Below are 16,303 nucleotides of genomic sequence, written 5' to 3' on the forward strand. Positions count from 1 at the left end.
AGATCCTGCACGGCGGCTGGTTCCCGCTGCTGATCGGGGCGATCGTCTTCGTCCTGCTGCGAGCACGGGCTCGTCCTGCTCGTCGAGGACCACCCCGTCAACCGCGCCGTGCTCGTCGCGCAGATCGAGGCGGTGGGGGTCGTCGTCGACGCCGCGGCCGACGCGGACGAGGCGCAGCGGCGCTTCGCGGAGCACGACTACGGCCTGGTCTTCACCGACATCCAGCTGCCGGGCACCGACGGCTACGCGCTGGCGGGCCGGCTGCGGGGCCTCGAGGCCGCGCACGACCGCCCCCGGACGCCGATCGTCGCCCTGACCGCCAGCGCCGTGCGCGGCGAGGCCGAGCGCTGCCGCGACGCCGGGATGGACGACCTCGTGACGAAGCCGACGACGCTGGCGGTCCTCGACGCCACCCTGCGCCGCTGGATGCCCCAGGTGGCCTGGCCGGCGGCCGGGGGCGACGGTGCTCCCGGGGCCGGGGCCTCGCGGGTCGGGCCGGGAGCGGCGCCCGGAGGCGGCCCTGACGCGGGCGGCCCGGCGGACACCGGCGCGGGCGACGGCCGAGCGGCGCGTCCCGGGGTCCGCTCCCCGTCCGTCTTCGACGCCTCGGCGCTGGACGAGCTGACCGGCGGCGACCCGGAGCTCGGGCGCCAGGTGCTCGCGTCGTACGTCGAGGTCCTGGAGGCGGACGTGGAGGCGCTGGTCGCCGCGCGGGACGCCGCGGACCCGGAGGGGACCCGCCTCGTCGCGCACCGGATGGGCAGCGCCGGGCGGATGGTCGGCGCGACCGCCGTCGCGGTCGCGGCGGAGGCGGTCGAGTCCGCGGTGCTGGAAGGAGACGGGGCGTGGGCGGCGAAGGTCGACGCGGTGGCCGTGGCGGCGGTCGCCGTGCACGGCGCCGGGGCCTGAGGCCCCGGGGCCCGAGCCTTCTCCCGCCCGCGCGGCGCCCCGTCGCGGTCGACCGCGATCCGGACCCCGCGAGCGCCCGCGGGGCGGCCGCCGGGACCTGCGGACCGGCCCCGAGAGCGGGTGCGCCCGTGCAGGATCCCGCGAAGCTGCACGGAACCTGCGCGCGATCCGCCCGGGCGGGCCCGAAAGCTGCACCGAACCTCCAGCCCCCGGGTCCGGGGGCGCGGGGCCGTCACATTGGTCGAGCCATGTCGCGGGCCACCCAACCACGCGACCTCGTGCCCTGCACGACGTCGGTGAAGACGACAGCGGTCCTTCTTGCCGCCGTGACCCTGTCGTGCGCCGCCGGCGTCGGTGCCTCCTCAGCCTCAGCGGCCGGGGCACCGACGCCGACGACGCAGCAAGCGCCGAGCACCAGCGGCGGCGCCGTCGCCCCCGCGTCGACCACGACGCCCGCCTCGGGGACCCCCGGGGTCCCGAAGACGATCCCGGACGCCCCCGCCCGCGTCCGCGCCGTCGTCACCCGCTTCGCGCTCAGCGCCTCCTCGTGGGCCACCGGCAACGCCGCCCCCACCATCGACCTGCGCATCGATGCCCGTCGCGCGACCGCCGCCCGGGTGCAGGTCCGCGTCGAGGACCGCACCACGCGCAAGATCGTCCTCCGCCAGTCCTTCGGCGTCGTCCGCTCCGGCGTCGACGTGCAGTCGGCCGTCACCAAGCGGCTGCTCGCGCTGCCCGGGCGCTACCGCCTGCGGCTGATCGTCCGCGACCAGACCGGCCGCCGCACCGTCAAGGCCCGCGGGCTGCAGGTCACGGCCGCCCCCGCCGCCGCGAGCACCCCGACCGGCGTGGCCGGCTACGTCTTCCCCGTCCAGGGCGCCTGCAACTTCCGCAGCCTCGACGCGCAGCGCTTCCACTCGGCCCGCGAGGCCGGCCGCGCCCACAACGGCCAGGACATCGGCACCTACAGCGGCTTCCCGCCGGTCGTGGCCGTCACCGCCGCGACCGTCGACAGCGTCTTCTACGACGACGCGGGCGGCGGCTGGACGATCGTGTTCGACGGGGACGACGGCGTCGCCTACGGCTACCTGCACCTGAAGGCCGGGTCGATCGTCGTCCAGCCCGGGCAGCGCGTGGCGGCGGGCCAGCGCGTCGCCAACGCCGGCAACACCGGCGGCGACTACGAGCCGCACCTGCACTTCGAGATGCGGCCGATCCCGTGGAGCGCGCACCGCGCCGACGCCGTGGACCCGATGCCGCTGCTGCTGAAGCTGCCCAACCCCTGCGACGGCTAGACCGCGGGGCCCGCGTGGGCCGTGAGGCGTCCGCCGTCCGGGAGGGGCGGCGGACGCCTGACGGCCCACCTCCGATACCCTGATCTGCCTGTCCTGGCGGGATAGCTCAGTTGGTAGAGCACACGACTGAAAATCGTGGTGTCCCCGGTTCGAGTCCGGGTCTCGCCATCAGCACGAAGGGCCCCGGAAGTTCCGGGGCCCTTCGTCGTTCGGGGGCCGATCGCGGCCCCGGGCGGACCGCCGGGATCGCGGCTCGGCGCCCGCCCATGCCTGCGCCGCTCGGCGACGCGCGCGTCCTCCGCGACGGCGGCGCGTCACGCTCCGGCGCCCGGACGTGGCCGGCGAGGACGAGGTCGGGCGCGGCGTCGCCCAGGCGCTCGCGGAGCAGCGCGTGCGCGGCCCGCAGCGTCGGCAGGTCCTTGCGCGGCTCGTCGTCGCCGACGTAGAGCAGGTACGGGCGGCCCAGCGGCACGGACGGCGCCCGGACGGTCTCGCCGTGGCGGATGTCCCGCGCCCGCCACTGCCCCGGCCCGTGCGGCGCGACGACGATCCGGTCGACGGGCACGCCCCAGCGCTCCCGGACGTCGTGCGCCGTCGTGCGCGAGACCGCGATGACGACGTCGGCCGCCAGGGCCGCGGCCTTGTGCGTCTTCGAGGCCCAGCGCGCGAAGCGCGGGTCGAAGTGCTCCGGCAGCAGCTCGAACGCGAGGTCGTGCACGGTGATCGCCTGGGCGATCCCGGCGGTCGCGCGGCGCGGGCGGTAGATCGCCGGCAGCGGGTGGTGGACGACGTCGGCCCCGTGGTGGACGGCCAGGCGCGGCAGGGCGACGTCGAGCCACCAGCGGTCGCGGAGGAGGTTGCGGGCGCTGCGCCAGCCGCCGCCCCCGGGCGCGGGTCGTCCCTCGTCGGCGACCGCGACGACGTCGACGCCCTGCTCCTCGAGCCCGGCGCGCAGCCGCTCGACGTACGTCGTGGTGCCGGACGCGCCGCGCTGCGCGTAGCTGGTGTCGAGGACGACCTTCACGAGCGCCGAGCCTACCGTCGGCGGGCCGCCGGGACCGCGATCCGTCACGGGGCCTTCCCGGGCGGGCTAGCCTTCCGGTCGATGCCGTCGCTTCTGGTGGTGCACGCGGTGGACCAGCCCGGCGGCGCCGAGCTCGCTCTGCTGCGCGCCGCGCCGCTCCTGATCGACCGCGGCTGGCGGATCACGATGACCGGCCCGACGGGCCGCCGGCCGCCGGGGGCGCACGACGGGATCGTCTGGCGCCAGCAGGCCGTGGGCGGCCTCGGGCGCGGCCGCGGGGCCGCCGCGCTGCTGGCCTACGGGGCCTTCCGGGCGCTCGCCGCCCAGCACGACGTGGCGTACCTCAACGGCACCGTCCCGGCGCGCCTGCTGCCCGCCCTCGGCGACGGCGTGCTAGCCGGTGCGGCCCTGCGCGGCCTGCGGGCCCGCGGCCGCGGCGACGGCGCCGGCACCGGTCCGGTGGACGTCCGGACGGTCGTGCACGTCCACGACATGGTCGACCGCGTCCCGCGCTTCTGGGGCGCCGCCGACGCGCTCCTGGCGGACTCGCAGGCGTGCGCGGCGCCGGTCGCCGCGGCGCTCCGGCGCGAGGTCGCCGTGACCGGCTGTCCGGTCGACCTCGATCCCCCCCACGTCGCGCCGCCGTGGACGCCCGACGGCCGTCCGATCGTCGCGTTCGTCGGCCGGATCGAGCCGCGGAAGGGTCCGCTCGACCTGATCACGGCCGCCGAGGCCGTCCGCGTCGCCGTCCCCAACGCCCGCGTCGTGGTCGTCGGCGACGACACCTACGACGCCGACCCGCGCTACGCCCGCCAGGTCGACCGCCGCGCCGACGTCGCCCGCGTCGAGCGCTGGCCGTGGCAGGCCGGCGGCCCGGGGCTGCTGCGCCACGTCGACGTCCTCGTCGTGCCGTCCGACCGCGAGCCGTTCGGCACGATCGCCGCCGAGGCCCTCGCCGTCGGCGTGCCCGTCGTCGCCGGTGCCGTCGACGGGCTCGTCGAGGTCGTCCGCGACGGCGTCACCGGCCGGCTCGTCCCGCCCCACGACCCGCTGTCGCTCGCCCACGGGATCATCTGGGCGCTGCAGAACGGGCCGCTGCTGCGCGAGGAGTGCCGCGACGCCGCCCGCCGCTGGTCCCTGGAGGCCGTCACCGACCGCATCGAGGCCGCGCTGCGGGGCGTCGCGACGATCTCCCCCTCCGGCCGCGGAACGGCGCCGCCCGCACGCCACGCGGCCGCCGGCGAGGGGGACGCGTGATGCCGCGGCCGTCGGCCGGATCGCCGGAGTCGCCGCGGGACCCCGGGGAGCGGACGTGAAGGTCGTCCTCGACGTCCGCGGCGCCAGCGACGTGCGCGGCATCGGCCGCTACGTGCGCTGCCTGCTGGACGGCCTACGCGCGACCGCGGGGCCCGGCGACGAGGTGACCGAGGTCCAGGGCGGCCGCGGGCGCTCCGACGCGCAGGTCTTCCACAGCCCCTGGCTCGACGGGGCGCTGCTGCGCGCCGGCCGGCCGCAGGTCGTCACCCTCCACGACGTCGTGCCGCTGAAGCGCCGCCGCGAGTACCTGCGGACGGGCGTCCGCTTCCGCCTGCGCTACCACGCGGTCCAGCACGCGGACCTCGTGATCGTGCCGACCCAGGCCGTGGCCGACGACGTCGTCACGCACCTCGACATCCCCGAGCGGCGGATCCGCGTCGTCCACGAGGCGGCCGCGCCGCACCTCGGCCCCGCGAGCGCGGCGGCGATCTCCGACGTCCGCGCGCGCCTGGAGCTGCCCGAGACGTTCCTCCTCTGGGTCGGCGGGATGCGCCACCCGGACCCGCGCAAGCGCCTGGCGGAGCTCGCCGCCGCGCCCCGCACCCTGCCGCTGGTGCTCGTCGGCCCCGCGGGCCCGTGGGCGCACGACCTGCCGGACGTGCAGCTGACCGGCGAGGTCTCCGACGCCGACCTCTGCGCGATCTACTCCACCGCGCACGCCCTGGTGCTGCCCTCCGACGACGAGGGCTTCGGCCTGACGCCGGTCGAGGCCCTGCGCTGCGGCTGCCCGGTCGCGTGCTCCGACGTCGCCGCGCTGCGCGAGGTGCTGGGCGACCGGGCCGCGTTCGCCCCGCACGACGACATCCCGGCCCTCGTGCGGGCCGCGGAGGCCCTCAGGCGCCCCGCGCCGGCCTCCCCCGCCTGGACGTGGGACGACGCCGGCCGCGCGACCTGGGACATCTACCGCGAGCTGGCCTAGAGGCGCCGGCCGTGGGCGGGGCGCCAACCGTGGGCGGGGCGCCAACCGTGGGCGGGGCGCCAACCGTGGGCGGGGCGCCAACCGTGGGCGGGGCGCCAACCGTGGGCGGGGCGCCGGCCGTGGGCGGGGCGCCGGCCGAAGCCGGCGCGCTGACGAGGGCCGGGGCGACGAGGGTGACCCGTCGGCGCCGCGGCCCCGGGCACCGGAATCACGCCCCGCGGGTCAGAACGACGTGCCGCCGCGGATCGAGAAGGCGACCGACCGCTTGCCGTTGCGGCACGTGTAGCGCAGGTGGCGGGTGCCGGACGGTGCGGCGACGTCGCAGCGGTACCCGAGCGAGATCGCGTCCCCGTCGCGACGCGCCGTCCGGTAGACGCTCCGCGCCGTCTTGCAGGTCACCCGCTTGGCGGTGATGTCGTAGGCACGGCCGTACTTCGGGCAGTGCCGGGTCTTGGCGGACGCCTGGGGCGTCGCGACGCCCAGCGACAGGGTGAGCGCCAGCAACGCCACGGCTGGAGCAACGACGGATGCGGACTTCGGCATGGGGGATCTCCTGGGGGACTGGGGACGCCCCGGCCGACGAGACGTCGCGGGGCGCGGCACTGGTGCGTAGACGGTAGCCGTGTGCGCCGAACGGGAAACCTCGGCGTTCCCGGAGCGGGGCCGATCCCGGTGCCGGCCGCCGGCCGGGTCCGTCGGCCGACCAGCCCGGCCACGCCCACCAAGAACCCTTCCTGGCAGGTACCGAATCTGGTGACCGCCGCCGGCCGGCCCTACGACCCGGCCGCCACGCCCGCCGCCGACCGGCCCTACGACCCAGCCGCCACGCCCCGCCGCCGACCGGCCCTCACGACCCGGCGGCCACCGCCCCGTCGCCCGCCGGCGCCGCGGCCGTCTCGGTCCGCGGCTCGCGCAGGAGGACCGCCACCGCGACCGCGCCGACGATGCCGATCAGGCCCGCGACGAGCATCACGGTGCTGAGGCCCGAGCCGACCGCGTGGTGGATCGCGCCGTCGAGGGTGGCGCGGGCGTCGGTCGGGGCGGCGCGCAGGACGCCCTGGGCGCCGCCGCCCGTCACCGCGTCGGCGGCGCGGTCGCCCGGGGTGCCGGCGAGGAGGTCACCGATGCGGGCGCTGAAGATGCTGCCCAGGACGGCGATGCCGATCGCGAGGCCGAGCTGGCGACCGGTGTTGATCGCGCCCGCGGCCATCCCGCCGCGCTCCTGCGGCACGGCGCCCATGCCGGTCGACACGAGCATCGGGCTCATCAGGCCGACGCCGAGGCCGATGGCGGCCATGCCCGGCAGCACGGCCGGCCAGTCGGAGCCGCCGCCCAGGCCGGTCATCAGCAGGTCGCCGACGCCGATCAGGGCGAGGCCGGCCGCGATGATCCAGCGGGGCGACAGCTTGTGCAGGTGCCGCCCCATCCCGCCGGCGACGAAGAACGCCAGGCCGCTGAGCGGGAGCGTCACGAGACCGGCGGAGATCGCACCGAGGCCGAGCACCGTCTGCAGCCAGATCGACACGCAGACGAGCGAGCCGAACGCCGAGGCCGACAGCACGACGGCGGCCAGCAGGATGCCGACGAACGACGGCCGACGCAGCAGCGAGAGGTCGAACATCGGCTGGGACACCCGCAGCTCGATCGCGACGAACACGGCGAGCGCGACGACGGCGAGCGCCAACGTCCCGAGCGTGGCGACGGACGTCCAGCCCTCGTCGGTGACGCGCACGAGCGCGAACGTCGCGGCCGCGGCCGCCAGCGTGAACGCCCCGCCGCCGGCCCAGTCGATCCGCGGGCGGTGGTCGAGCCGGGACTCGCGGAGCGCGCGGCGCGCGAGGACGATCGTGATCAGGCCGATGGGGAGGTTCACGAAGAAGACCCAGCGCCAGGAGAGGCCCTGCGTCAGCAGCCCGCCGACGATCGGACCTGCGGCCGCGGCAGCGCCGGAGGTCGCGCCCCAGACGCCGAACGCGACGCCGCGGTCGCGGCCGGAGTAGGCGGTGTTCAACAGGACCAGCGTCGTGGCGAACATCGCCGCGGCGCCGACGCCCTGGACGGCGCGGGCGGCGATCAGCGTGCCCTCGCCCGGCGCCAGACCGCACGCGAGCGACGCGACGACGAAGACGCCGAGGCCGACGAGGTAGGTGCGCTTGCGGCCGACGATGTCGGCGATGGATCCCACGAGCAGGAGCAGCGCCGCGAGCGCGAGCGCGTAGATGTCGACGACCCACTGCAGGCCGGCGAACGAGGCGTCGAGGTCGATCGCCATGTCGGGGAGCGCGACGTTGACGATCGTGACGTCGACGAGCAGCATGAAGGTGCCGAGGCAGACGGCGACCAGCGGGGCCCAGTGGCCCGGAGGGTTCGCCGGGGCGGAGGCGTCGTGCGCGCCCGCAGCGTCAGGAGTGGTGGACATGAGGGCTATGGTGCGCCCGTACCGCGCTTCCGCCGAGCGGACGCCCGAGACTCGTCGACTTCCGCCATGGGACCCCGCCTTGCCGAGTGAAACCATCACGATCGACCAGCTCGACCGCCGGCTCGTCCACGCGCTCCTGCACCATGGGCGCGCGTCGTTCCGACTCTTGGCCGAGGTCCTCGGCTCGTCGGAGCAGACGGTCGCCCGGCGGTACCGGCGCCTGCGCGAGGCCGGGGTCGTCCGCGTGGTCGCGGTGCCGGACCCGCGCCGCTACCCGGAGAACATGTTCCTCCGGATCCGCATTCAGCCCGGAGCAGCCGTCGCCGTGGCGCGAGCGATGGCCGCCCGCTCCGACATCTCCTGGGTCACGGTCTCCGCGGGTGCGTCGGAGATCACCTGCTCCCTGCGCTCCGCGTCCTCCGAGGATCGCGACGCGCTCCTGCTGCAGGGCCTGCCCCGCGCGTCGCAGGTGACGAGCGTGACGACCGCGACGCTGCTGCACGTCTTCGCCGACGGGCGCGAGACCGAGTGGCAGGGGCTGCCCGACCGCCTCACCCCGGCCGAGCACGCCGCCCTCGAGGCCGACGCCCCGCCGATGCGGCGCAGCCGGGCGGAGCGCAGCGGCCGGACCGGCGACGCGGTCGAGGCCCCGGTCGGCCCCGAGGACGCCCCGCTGCTGGCCGCGCTGGCCCGGGACGGCCGCGCGAGCTGGGCGGCGCTCGCGGCCGCTACGGGGCGCTCGGAGTCGCAGGTGGCGCGCCGCGTCGAGGGGCTGTTCGCCGCCGGGGCGATCTTCGTCGACGCCGAGGTCGCACCGCGGCTGCTGGGCTTCCGGTCGTGGGTGATGCTCTGGATCTCCGCCGCGCCGGACGCCCTGGAGCGCGTCGGCCGCGAGATCGCCGCCCACCCCGAGTCGGCGTTCGTGGCCGCGACGACCGGCACGACGAACGTCGTCGCGTCCGTCCTCTGCCGCGACTCCGACGACCTCTACCGGTACCTGACCCAGAGCGCCGGCGCGATCGAGGGGGTCCGGGACATCGAGGTCGTCCCGTCGATGCGGGTCGTCAAGCAGCAGGGCTCGATCATGGACGGCGACCGGCTGCCCGACCCGCTGGCGGAGGCCGGGTAGCCAGACCCTGGCTGGCTGGCCAGTCAGCGTTTACCATGGCCGCATGAGCACCGCCGCCGAGCCCGCCCTCGACGTCGCCACCCGCGTCGCCTACCCCGCGGAGCCGTGGCAGCTCGGCGGCAGCATGTTGATGACGCTGTGGCGGATCCCCGCCGCCGACGTCCGCCGCGAGGCCGGCCCGTACGTCCCCGAGGGCGTCCGCCTGGCCACCGCCGGCCGCCACGCGCTGCTCTTCACCGCGTTCGTCCGCTACACGCCCGGCAGCGTCCTCTCCTACGACGAGCTGCTCGTCGCCGCGCCGGCCACGCGGGGCCGGAAGCCGGTCGCCGTGATCCCGCACATCTGGGTCGACAGCCCCGCGTCGAAGGCCGGCGGGCGCGAGCTCTGGGGCATCCCCAAGGGCCTCGCGGAGTTCGAGCAGACGTGGGAGAACCCGATCGTGGCCCGGGCGTCGGCCGACGGGCGCGAGCTGGCGTCGGTCCGGGCCGCGCAGGGCGTGCGGCTGCCGGGCTGGCGCCGCCTGCCGATGCCGACGGCCCAGCGGCTCGACGGCCACGTCGCGTTCGCCGAGGTCCAGTCCCTCGGCCGCCTGCACCTCGGGTCCGCCGACTGGTCGTTCCCGGACGACTCGCCGCTGGCGTTCATCGGCCGCGGTCGCCCGCTGGTCACGAGCGTCCTGCGGCAGATGACGATCCGCTTCGGGCCGTCGACGCGCACGCCGTCGTAGGGCGCGTCCCGTCGCGGAGCCGACCCTCCGGGAGCACGATCCCGCGCATCGGTCGGCGGAGGTGCCGAAGCCGGCACGTTCCCGGCTTGAGTCGTCACGTCCGGTGCGGGACCATCGCTGCATGACCGACCCGGAGCTGCGCCAGATCGACCGGCGGATCGCCGACACGCTCGAAGAGCTCCGCATCCTCCGGGTGGAGGGCAACGAGCACTGGGCCCGGAGCGACGCCCGGTGGGCCGAGGCCCGGTCGCGCGACGAGGAGCTGTTCACGGAGCTGCGCGCGGTCCGCGAGACGAGCGACGTCCAAACCGCCGAGCTGCGGGCGCTCGGCGAGACGAGCGACCTGCAGACCGCGGAGCTGCGGCGCGTCAGCGAGACCAACCAGATCCAGACCGACGCCCTCCGCGCGCTCCTCGAACGCGACTGACAGGTCACCGGCGACGACCCGTCGGGCGGGTCCCGGAGTCGCCTCGCGACCGCCGCCCGTCAGTACCGCACGCCCTCCCGGCGGTCGGCGACCAGCGCCCGCGGCTGGCGGCGGAGCGCGTGCGGGACCGCGGGCCACGCCGTCCGGACCGCGGTACGCAGCACGCCGAGGGCGGCCTCGTCCAGGAAGGAGCGCTCGACACCGAGCAGGTCCCGCGCCTTTGCCGGCAGCGTCACGCGACCGAGCCACGGGCCGAAGCGGACGGCGGCAGGCCGCAGGCCCGCCCAGACGAGCCGGGGGATCTCGGGGATCGGCGGCGGTTGGTGCTCCACCCGGCGGACGCCGAAGAGCGCGACCGGCGTGGCGTCCAGGACGTCGTCGAGCATCTCGTCCCAGTAGCGCCGGAACGCGCCGTAGTCGCGGGGGACGGGCCGCAGGCTCATGCCGTAGCGCGCGTACCAGGTGATCGACTCCCGGTAGAGCCGCTCCTGCGCGTCCTCGGTCAGCGGGGTGCCGAGCAGGCGTTGGGTCGCGACCTGTCCCTCGAAGAACGTCGCGTGGGCCCAGAAGAACGCCTCGGGGTCCAACGCGCGGTAGCCGCGACCCTCGAGGTCCGTGCCCTTGATGCCCTTGTGGACGTCACGGACCTGCGGGGCGGTGCCGCGCTCCTCGCGGTCGTAGACCACGCCGAGGATCGGGCCCGCCGAGCGCCGGATCCGGTCCATCGGGTTGGCGAAGAAGTCCGAGTGGTCGACCAGGGTCTGCGAGATCACCGGGTGCATGTTCTGCAGCACGCCCGCCCGCTCGGCGAGGAAGAACCCGCGGAGGTCGCCGAAGTAGCGCCACGTCAGGGACTGCGGACCGAGCGGCAGGCCCAGCTCGGCGACCTCCTCGCGGGCCAGCCCGCGGTCGGCGGTCGAGGCGGTGCGGGCCTTCGGCGAGGGAACGGTGGCGCTCATCGGGTGCTCCTGTCGGTCGTGGTGCCGCGGTCGCGTGCCGACGCCGGGACGGCGCGGGCACGCCCGCGGTCGCCGGGGGCCGTCGCCTCGTCGGGCCGGGCCGCGTGCGCGCGCTCGTCGCCCGGCCCGGCCGCATCCCGGACGCCATCGCCCGGCACCGGTCGCCGCCAGAACGCGTACTCCGACGGCCTGACCCGCCGGACCCGCGCCGCGTACTCGCGCATGAAGCCCGGCCAGTTCGTCGTCACGCGGCCGCCCTGCACGCGGTACCAGCTGTTGCAGCGCGTCCAGATCGAACCCTGCAGCCGTTCCTGGACGCGCGCGTCGGAGACCGCCATCACGGTCGGCTCGACGTCCATCGCGTCGGCGTCCTCGGCGTCGAGGCGGCGCAGCGCGTCGACCACGTAGCCCGTCTGCGCCTCGATCATCTCCACGATCGAGCCGACGCCGAGGTTCGTGTTCGGCCCGTAGAGCAGGAACAGGTTCGGGAAGCTCGCCACGGTGATGCCGTGGTGGGCGCGCGGCGCGTCGCCCCAGGTCTCGGTCAGCTCGCGGCCGCCGCGGCCGTGGACCCGCATCGGCGCGACGAACCGCGTCTGGAAGCCCGTCCCCCACACGACCACGTCCGCCTTGCGCTCGCGGCCGTCGGCGGTGACGATCCCGTCCGCGGTCAGGTGGTCGATGTCCTCCACGACGAGGTCGACGTCGTCGCGGCCGAGCGCCGGCAGGTAGTGGCTGGAGAACAGCATCCGCTTGCAGCCCAGCGGGTAGTCCGGGGTCGTCTTCGCGCGCAGCTCGGCGTCGGGGGTCTGCAGGCGCATGAACGCCCTCGAGAAGCCCTCCAGGGCGGCGCGGGCCGGCGGGACGACCGTGAAGCCCGCGATCAGGCCCTCGAGCATCAGCCGCCCGCCCTCGCGGCGGACGGTCTGGGCTCCGGGGACGCGCTCGATCGCCTCGCGGACGACGCGCGGGTAGGGCGCGTTGGTGCGGGGCAGCATGTACGGCGCCGAGCGCTGGTAGACGTCGACGTGGGCCGCCTCCTCCGCGACCGGCGGCACGAACTGCACCGCGCTGGCGCCGGTGCCGATGACGGCCACGCGGCGGCCCCGCAGGTCGACGTCGTGGTCCCACTCGGCGGAGTGGAACATCGGGCCGGCGAAGTCGTCCGCGCCCGGGACGTCCGGGACCATCGGCCGGGTGAGCTGCCCGCAGGCGGGGACGAGGACGTCGGCCTCGAAGGTCCGGCCGTCGGACGCGGTCAGGGTCCACGTGCACGCGGCCTCGTCCCACCGGGCCCCGACGATCTCCGTCCCGAAGCGCACGTCGTCCATCACACCGTGCTCGTGCGCGACCCGGCGCAGGTACGCGTGGACCTCGGCCTGCGGCGAGCACGGGCGCGACCAGTCGCGGCGCTGCGCGAACGAGAACGAGTAGACGTAGGACGGGACGTCGCAGGCGGCTCCCGGGTACGTGTTGCGGGCCCAGACGCCTCCGACGTCGTCGCCGCGCTCGAACAGCGTGATCTCCTCGTGGCCGGCGCGACGCAGCGCGATCGCCATCCCGATGCCGCTGAAGCCCGTGCCGACGATCGCCACGCGACGGGGGCGCGGGCGTCCCTCTGCGGCCGCCCGGCGCCCGAGCCCGGGGAGCAGCCCCGCGCCGGGCAGGCGCGGGAGCGCGTCGAGCGCCGCGCCGCCCGGCACCCGGCCGAGGCCGGGGATCCGCGGGAGGGTCGGGAGCGACGGACCGCTCATCGCGGGGCCTTCGTGGCGGAGCTCGTCATGCTCGCTACGCTAACGCGAGCGTCTGCTCGCCTTCAATTCGCGTTCTGCCATGCTGCATGGAGATGGCCGGAAACCGCCGCAGGAAGCCGCAGCAGGAGCGCTCGCGCCAGACGGTCGAGCGCATCGTCGACGCGGCCGCTCGCGTTCTCGAGCGCGAGGGCGACCGCGCGGCGACGACGAACCGGATCGCCGAGGAGGCCGGCGTCAGCCCCGGCAGCCTCTACCAGTACTTCGAGGACCGCGACGACCTGCTGCTCGCCGTCACCCGCCGCTTCGTCGCCGACTTCGAGGAGCGGGTCGTCCCCGCGCTGCGCGTGGCGGCGCGCGAGGACGTCGTCACCGGGATCGTCACCGTCGTCACGGCGACGCTCGACGCGATGGAGGACCGCGCCCCGCTGCTGCGCGCGCTGATGGCCCGCGTGCCGGGCGACCGCCAGGAGGAGGTCACCCGCGCCCTGCGCGCCCGGGTCACGGACTTCGTCTTCGCGTCGACCGCGCGCCACCGCCCCGACCTGTCGCCGGAGGAGCTCGAGCGCGTCACCTGGATGCTCGTCGAGCTCGCCCAGACCCTGCCGCTGCGCTACGTGCTGGACCGCCCCCCGATCCCGCGCGACGTCTTCGTGCAGGACACCGTCCGGCTGCTGGCGACGCACGCCATGGGGACGACGCCCGGCGGGCCGGCCGGGACCGGATAGGCGGGCGCGGCGGGGCCGGGGTCGTGGTCGTCGCGCCGGGGCCCGTCGTCGGGCGGGGGCGGCTCCGAGCGGCCCGCCCACCGTCAGGCGGCCCGCAGGTCCTCCGCCAGCCGCCCCATGCCGAGCGCCTCGGCGGCGTCGGCGCCGGCGGCCGCGTCCGTCGTCCCGTCGGGGACCGCGTCGACGTCGGGGTGCTGCAGCAGCGCGACCGCGCGGTCGCGGCGGACCTCGGCGGCGTGCTCGCGGAGCGTCGCCGCCAGGCGCGGGGTCAGGCCGTCGCCGTGGCGCGGCTCCTCCGCGGGCTCGCCGTCCGGCCCTTCGGCGCCGGCCGCGCGCAGGACGCCCTCGAGGTCGCCGTGCGCCGCGAGCAGGCGGGCGGCGGTCTTCGCGCCGATCCCCGGGGCGCCCGGGATCCCGTCGGACGGGTCGCCCCGCAGCGCGATCAGGTCGGTCACCTGGTCGGGCCGCACGCCGAGCGCCTCCTGCACCCCCGCGACGTCGACCGTCACGAGCCCCGGCCCGCGGCCGGCGGGCCGACGCACGACGACGCGCTCGCCGACGCAGGCCATCAGGTCGCGGTCCGCGGTGACGACGACGCTGTCGCCCCCGTGCGCCGCACGGGTCGCGGCCAGCGTGGCCATGACGTCGTCGGCCTCGAGGGCGCCCCCGTCGCGGATCGCCCAGCCGAACGCCGCGCAGAGGCCCGGGGCCTGGCTCCAGCGGTGGCGCAGCGCGTCGGGCATCGGGTCGCGGTGCGCGTGGTACGCGGGCAGCAGCGCGGTGCGGTGCGTGGCCTCCTCGGCGCCGAACGCGCAGCAGACCGCGGCCGGGGCGTGCTCCTCGATCTCGGCCAGGATCGTCCGGACCGTCCCGAGCAGCGCGCCGATCGGCTGGCCGTCGGCCCCCTTGATGCTCGACGGCAGCGCGAAGTGCGCGCGGTAGAGCAGCCACGGGACGTCGAACAGGAGCAGCGGGCCGGACACGCGCCCAGGCTACGACACGGGACGCCGGCCGAGACCCGGCCGGCGGCGCCGATCCGTTCAGCCGGCCACGTCCGCGAACCGCGGAGCGCCCTCCTCGAGGGCCACCCGGGCCCCGTTGGCCGCGAAGCTGATCGCGTGGTACCAGCCGCAGAGGAGGAGCAGGTCGAGGAGCTGCTGCTCGGTGAGGAGCTCCGCCAACCGTCCCCAGAGGGCGTCGCCGATCGCGGCCTCGTCGTGGAGCGCGTCGACGGCCTCGATCAGGACCGCGTCCCGGCGGTCGACCCAGCACGGGTCGGCGGCGTCGCCGTGCGTCAGCGAGGCCACCTGAGGGGCCGACAGGCCGGCCCGCCCGGCGAAGAACGCGACGTGCACCCCCCACTCGTACTCGCAGCGGCACCGGGCGCAGGTGCGGTCGATGACGATCTCGCGGTCGCGGAGGGACAGCGACAGGCGATCGCTGAGCTCGTACCCGCCCCAGGGCGTCATCGCGTCGACCGCGGGCAGGTGCTTCGCGAACGTCCGGAAGAGACGGATCGGCGGGACGCGCGGGGGCATCATCGCCCGCAGGCGCCCGTCGATCTCGGGGTCGTACGGCGGATGGAGCGGCTCGATGCGGGGCACGGCGGTCTTGTCCTTTCGGAATCAGAAATCGATCGGGACGGTAGACTTTCGGGAACCGAAATGCAAGGAGCGACGTGAGCACCCCGACGCCCGGGCGCGAGAAGCACGACGAGGAGGACGAGCCGCCGAACAACTTCGTGATCCGGCTGGCCCGGCGGTTCCTGCACACCACGGACACCTACGACGGGGACAAGCTGTTCACCTATCAGGACGGTAAGCGGGTGCTGACCCCGATGCTGCTCGTGATGGTGGCGATCGGCGGCACCGACATCCTGTTCGCGCTGGACTCGATCCCGGCCATCTTCGGGCTCACCCAGAACGTCTACCTGGTCTTCACCGCCACCGCGTTCTCCCTGCTCGGGCTCCGGCAGCTGTACTTCCTGATCGACGGGCTGCTGGACCGGCTGGTCTATCTCTCCTACGGCCTCGCGGCGATCCTCGCGCTGATCGGCGTGAAGCTGGTGCTGCACGCCCTGCACGAGAACAACGTTCCGTTCATCAACGACGGCGAGCCGGTGGATGTCGTCGAGATCCCGACCGCCCTGTCCCTCGCGATCATCATCGGCGTGCTGGTGATCACGGTGGTCGTCTCGCTGCTCAGCCCGAAGGGCCGGGCCCGGACCCACGTCTCCAACGCGCGCCGGCACGCGAACGAGTTCCTCGATGTCGAGAAGGACCCGGCGTACTGCGACGAGATCTTCCACCGGCTGCTGGTCGAGGAGGAGAGCCTGCGGCAGCTGCCGGAGCGGTACCGGGCCCGGATCCGCCAGGAGTCCGAGCTGATGGACCTGCTCCGCCGGGCCCACCAGGTGCACGCGGAGCGGGTCGCCGACGGGCGCTGTTTCGCCCCGTCGAGGACCTGATCGGTCAGCGGCGCGGGCCGGGCTCGCCGTCGGTCGGGGAGAGATAGTCGGTCGGGGAGAGATAGCTGGAGAGGTTGGTGGTCTGACCACCCTCCTCCGGAGCGCCGGAGACCAGGCTCGCCACCCGGGCCGCCAGACTCGCCGCGCGCGACGCCAGGTCCGGCTCGGCGTAACGGCTGTCCTGCTCGGCGCGAATGGCCTGCTCGGCGCGGAGCGCGTCGGCCGCCAGACC

At 75.9% G+C, this 16,303-nt stretch carries 14 protein-coding genes, 1 tRNA gene and 3 pseudogenes; 10 read left to right on the plus strand and 8 right to left on the minus strand.

Annotation, left to right across the window (positions count from 1 at the left end):
* Positions 1-75: 75 nt before the first annotated feature.
* The 3 genes from AB0L40_RS20235 (at position 76) to AB0L40_RS20245 (ending at position 2,372) form a co-directional block, all read left to right on the plus strand.
* Positions 76-909: a response regulator gene (locus tag AB0L40_RS20235; RefSeq protein ID WP_364358780.1), complete on the plus strand. Its 834-nt coding sequence runs from the start codon at positions 76-78 to the stop codon at positions 907-909.
* 248 nt (positions 910-1,157) lie between these two features.
* A complete protein-coding gene (locus tag AB0L40_RS20240; protein ID WP_364358741.1) occupies positions 1,158-2,204 on the plus strand; it encodes a M23 family metallopeptidase in 1,047 nt (348 codons plus the stop codon).
* A gap of 95 nt (positions 2,205-2,299) precedes the next feature.
* A tRNA-Phe gene (locus AB0L40_RS20245) sits at positions 2,300-2,372 on the plus strand.
* A 421-nt stretch (positions 2,373-2,793) separates the two neighbouring features.
* Here the strand turns inward: AB0L40_RS20245 and AB0L40_RS20250 are convergent.
* Positions 2,794-3,276 (minus strand): annotated as a pseudogene (locus tag AB0L40_RS20250) (glycosyltransferase); the annotation flags it as partial.
* 33 nt (positions 3,277-3,309) lie between these two features.
* Here AB0L40_RS20250 and AB0L40_RS20255 point away from each other — a divergent pair.
* Positions 3,310-4,485 carry a glycosyltransferase gene (locus AB0L40_RS20255; RefSeq protein ID WP_364358744.1) on the plus strand — a complete coding sequence of 392 codons (1,176 nt, stop codon included), beginning with the start codon at positions 3,310-3,312 and terminating at the stop codon, positions 4,483-4,485.
* A gap of 55 nt (positions 4,486-4,540) precedes the next feature.
* Entirely contained in the window at positions 4,541-5,464 is a 924-nt protein-coding gene (locus AB0L40_RS20260) for a glycosyltransferase family 1 protein (RefSeq protein ID WP_364358747.1), read from the plus strand.
* Positions 5,465-5,686: 222 nt separating this feature from the next.
* Here AB0L40_RS20260 and AB0L40_RS20265 read toward each other — a convergent pair whose 3' ends face one another.
* Together AB0L40_RS20265 and AB0L40_RS20270 are read right to left on the minus strand one after the other, a co-directional pair.
* Positions 5,687-6,007: a hypothetical protein gene (locus AB0L40_RS20265; protein WP_364358750.1), complete on the minus strand. Its 321-nt coding sequence runs from the start codon at positions 6,005-6,007 to the stop codon at positions 5,687-5,689.
* A gap of 304 nt (positions 6,008-6,311) precedes the next feature.
* Entirely contained in the window at positions 6,312-7,883 is a 1,572-nt protein-coding gene (locus tag AB0L40_RS20270; RefSeq protein ID WP_364358753.1) for an MFS transporter, read from the minus strand.
* Between the two features lie 79 nt (positions 7,884-7,962).
* Between AB0L40_RS20270 and AB0L40_RS20275 the strand changes: the two genes are divergently transcribed.
* From AB0L40_RS20275 to AB0L40_RS20285, 3 genes are all read left to right on the plus strand, one after another.
* Positions 7,963-9,012, plus strand: a complete 1,050-nt coding sequence (locus AB0L40_RS20275) for an Lrp/AsnC family transcriptional regulator (protein ID WP_364358756.1) — start codon at positions 7,963-7,965, stop codon at positions 9,010-9,012.
* 43 nt (positions 9,013-9,055) lie between these two features.
* Positions 9,056-9,739, plus strand: coding sequence for an acetoacetate decarboxylase family protein (locus AB0L40_RS20280; RefSeq protein WP_364358759.1), 684 nt, complete (start codon positions 9,056-9,058; stop codon positions 9,737-9,739).
* Between the two features lie 121 nt (positions 9,740-9,860).
* The gene (locus AB0L40_RS20285) at positions 9,861-10,166 is read left to right on the plus strand and encodes a hypothetical protein (RefSeq protein WP_364358762.1); all 306 of its coding nucleotides are present in this window, start codon (positions 9,861-9,863) and stop codon (positions 10,164-10,166) included.
* A 59-nt stretch (positions 10,167-10,225) separates the two neighbouring features.
* Here the strand turns inward: AB0L40_RS20285 and AB0L40_RS20290 are convergent, their stop codons facing one another.
* Both AB0L40_RS20290 and AB0L40_RS20295 read right to left on the minus strand, forming a co-directional pair.
* The gene (locus tag AB0L40_RS20290) at positions 10,226-11,125 is read right to left on the minus strand and encodes an oxygenase MpaB family protein (RefSeq protein ID WP_364358765.1); all 900 of its coding nucleotides are present in this window, start codon (positions 11,123-11,125) and stop codon (positions 10,226-10,228) included.
* Complete coding sequence (locus tag AB0L40_RS20295) at positions 11,122-12,879, minus strand: NAD(P)/FAD-dependent oxidoreductase (protein WP_364358768.1); 1,758 nt, start codon at positions 12,877-12,879, stop codon at positions 11,122-11,124. Before AB0L40_RS20295 ends, AB0L40_RS20290 begins: the two co-directional genes overlap by 4 nt.
* Before the next feature lie 92 nt (positions 12,880-12,971).
* Here AB0L40_RS20295 and AB0L40_RS20300 point away from each other — a divergent pair, with 92 nt between their 5' ends.
* The gene (locus tag AB0L40_RS20300) at positions 12,972-13,604 is read left to right on the plus strand and encodes a TetR/AcrR family transcriptional regulator (RefSeq protein ID WP_364358771.1); all 633 of its coding nucleotides are present in this window, start codon (positions 12,972-12,974) and stop codon (positions 13,602-13,604) included.
* An 83-nt stretch (positions 13,605-13,687) separates the two neighbouring features.
* On the opposite strand, the gene AB0L40_RS20305 is transcribed toward AB0L40_RS20300, so the two are convergent.
* Both AB0L40_RS20305 and AB0L40_RS20310 read right to left on the minus strand, forming a co-directional pair.
* Entirely contained in the window at positions 13,688-14,587 is a 900-nt protein-coding gene (locus AB0L40_RS20305) for a 5'-3' exonuclease H3TH domain-containing protein (protein ID WP_364358774.1), read from the minus strand.
* Between the two features lie 57 nt (positions 14,588-14,644).
* The gene (locus AB0L40_RS20310) at positions 14,645-15,208 is read right to left on the minus strand and encodes a carboxymuconolactone decarboxylase family protein (RefSeq protein ID WP_364358777.1); all 564 of its coding nucleotides are present in this window, start codon (positions 15,206-15,208) and stop codon (positions 14,645-14,647) included.
* 128 nt (positions 15,209-15,336) lie between these two features.
* Between AB0L40_RS20310 and AB0L40_RS20315 the strand changes: the two are divergent.
* A pseudogene (locus AB0L40_RS20315) lies at positions 15,337-16,071 on the plus strand (TerC family protein); the annotation flags it as partial.
* A gap of 4 nt (positions 16,072-16,075) precedes the next feature.
* Here the strand turns inward: AB0L40_RS20315 and AB0L40_RS20320 are convergent.
* Positions 16,076-16,303: pseudogene (locus AB0L40_RS20320) on the minus strand (translation initiation factor 2); the annotation flags it as partial.

The organism is Patulibacter sp. NPDC049589, assembly GCF_040675535.1.
Lineage (GTDB): Bacteria > Actinomycetota > Thermoleophilia > Solirubrobacterales > Solirubrobacteraceae > Patulibacter.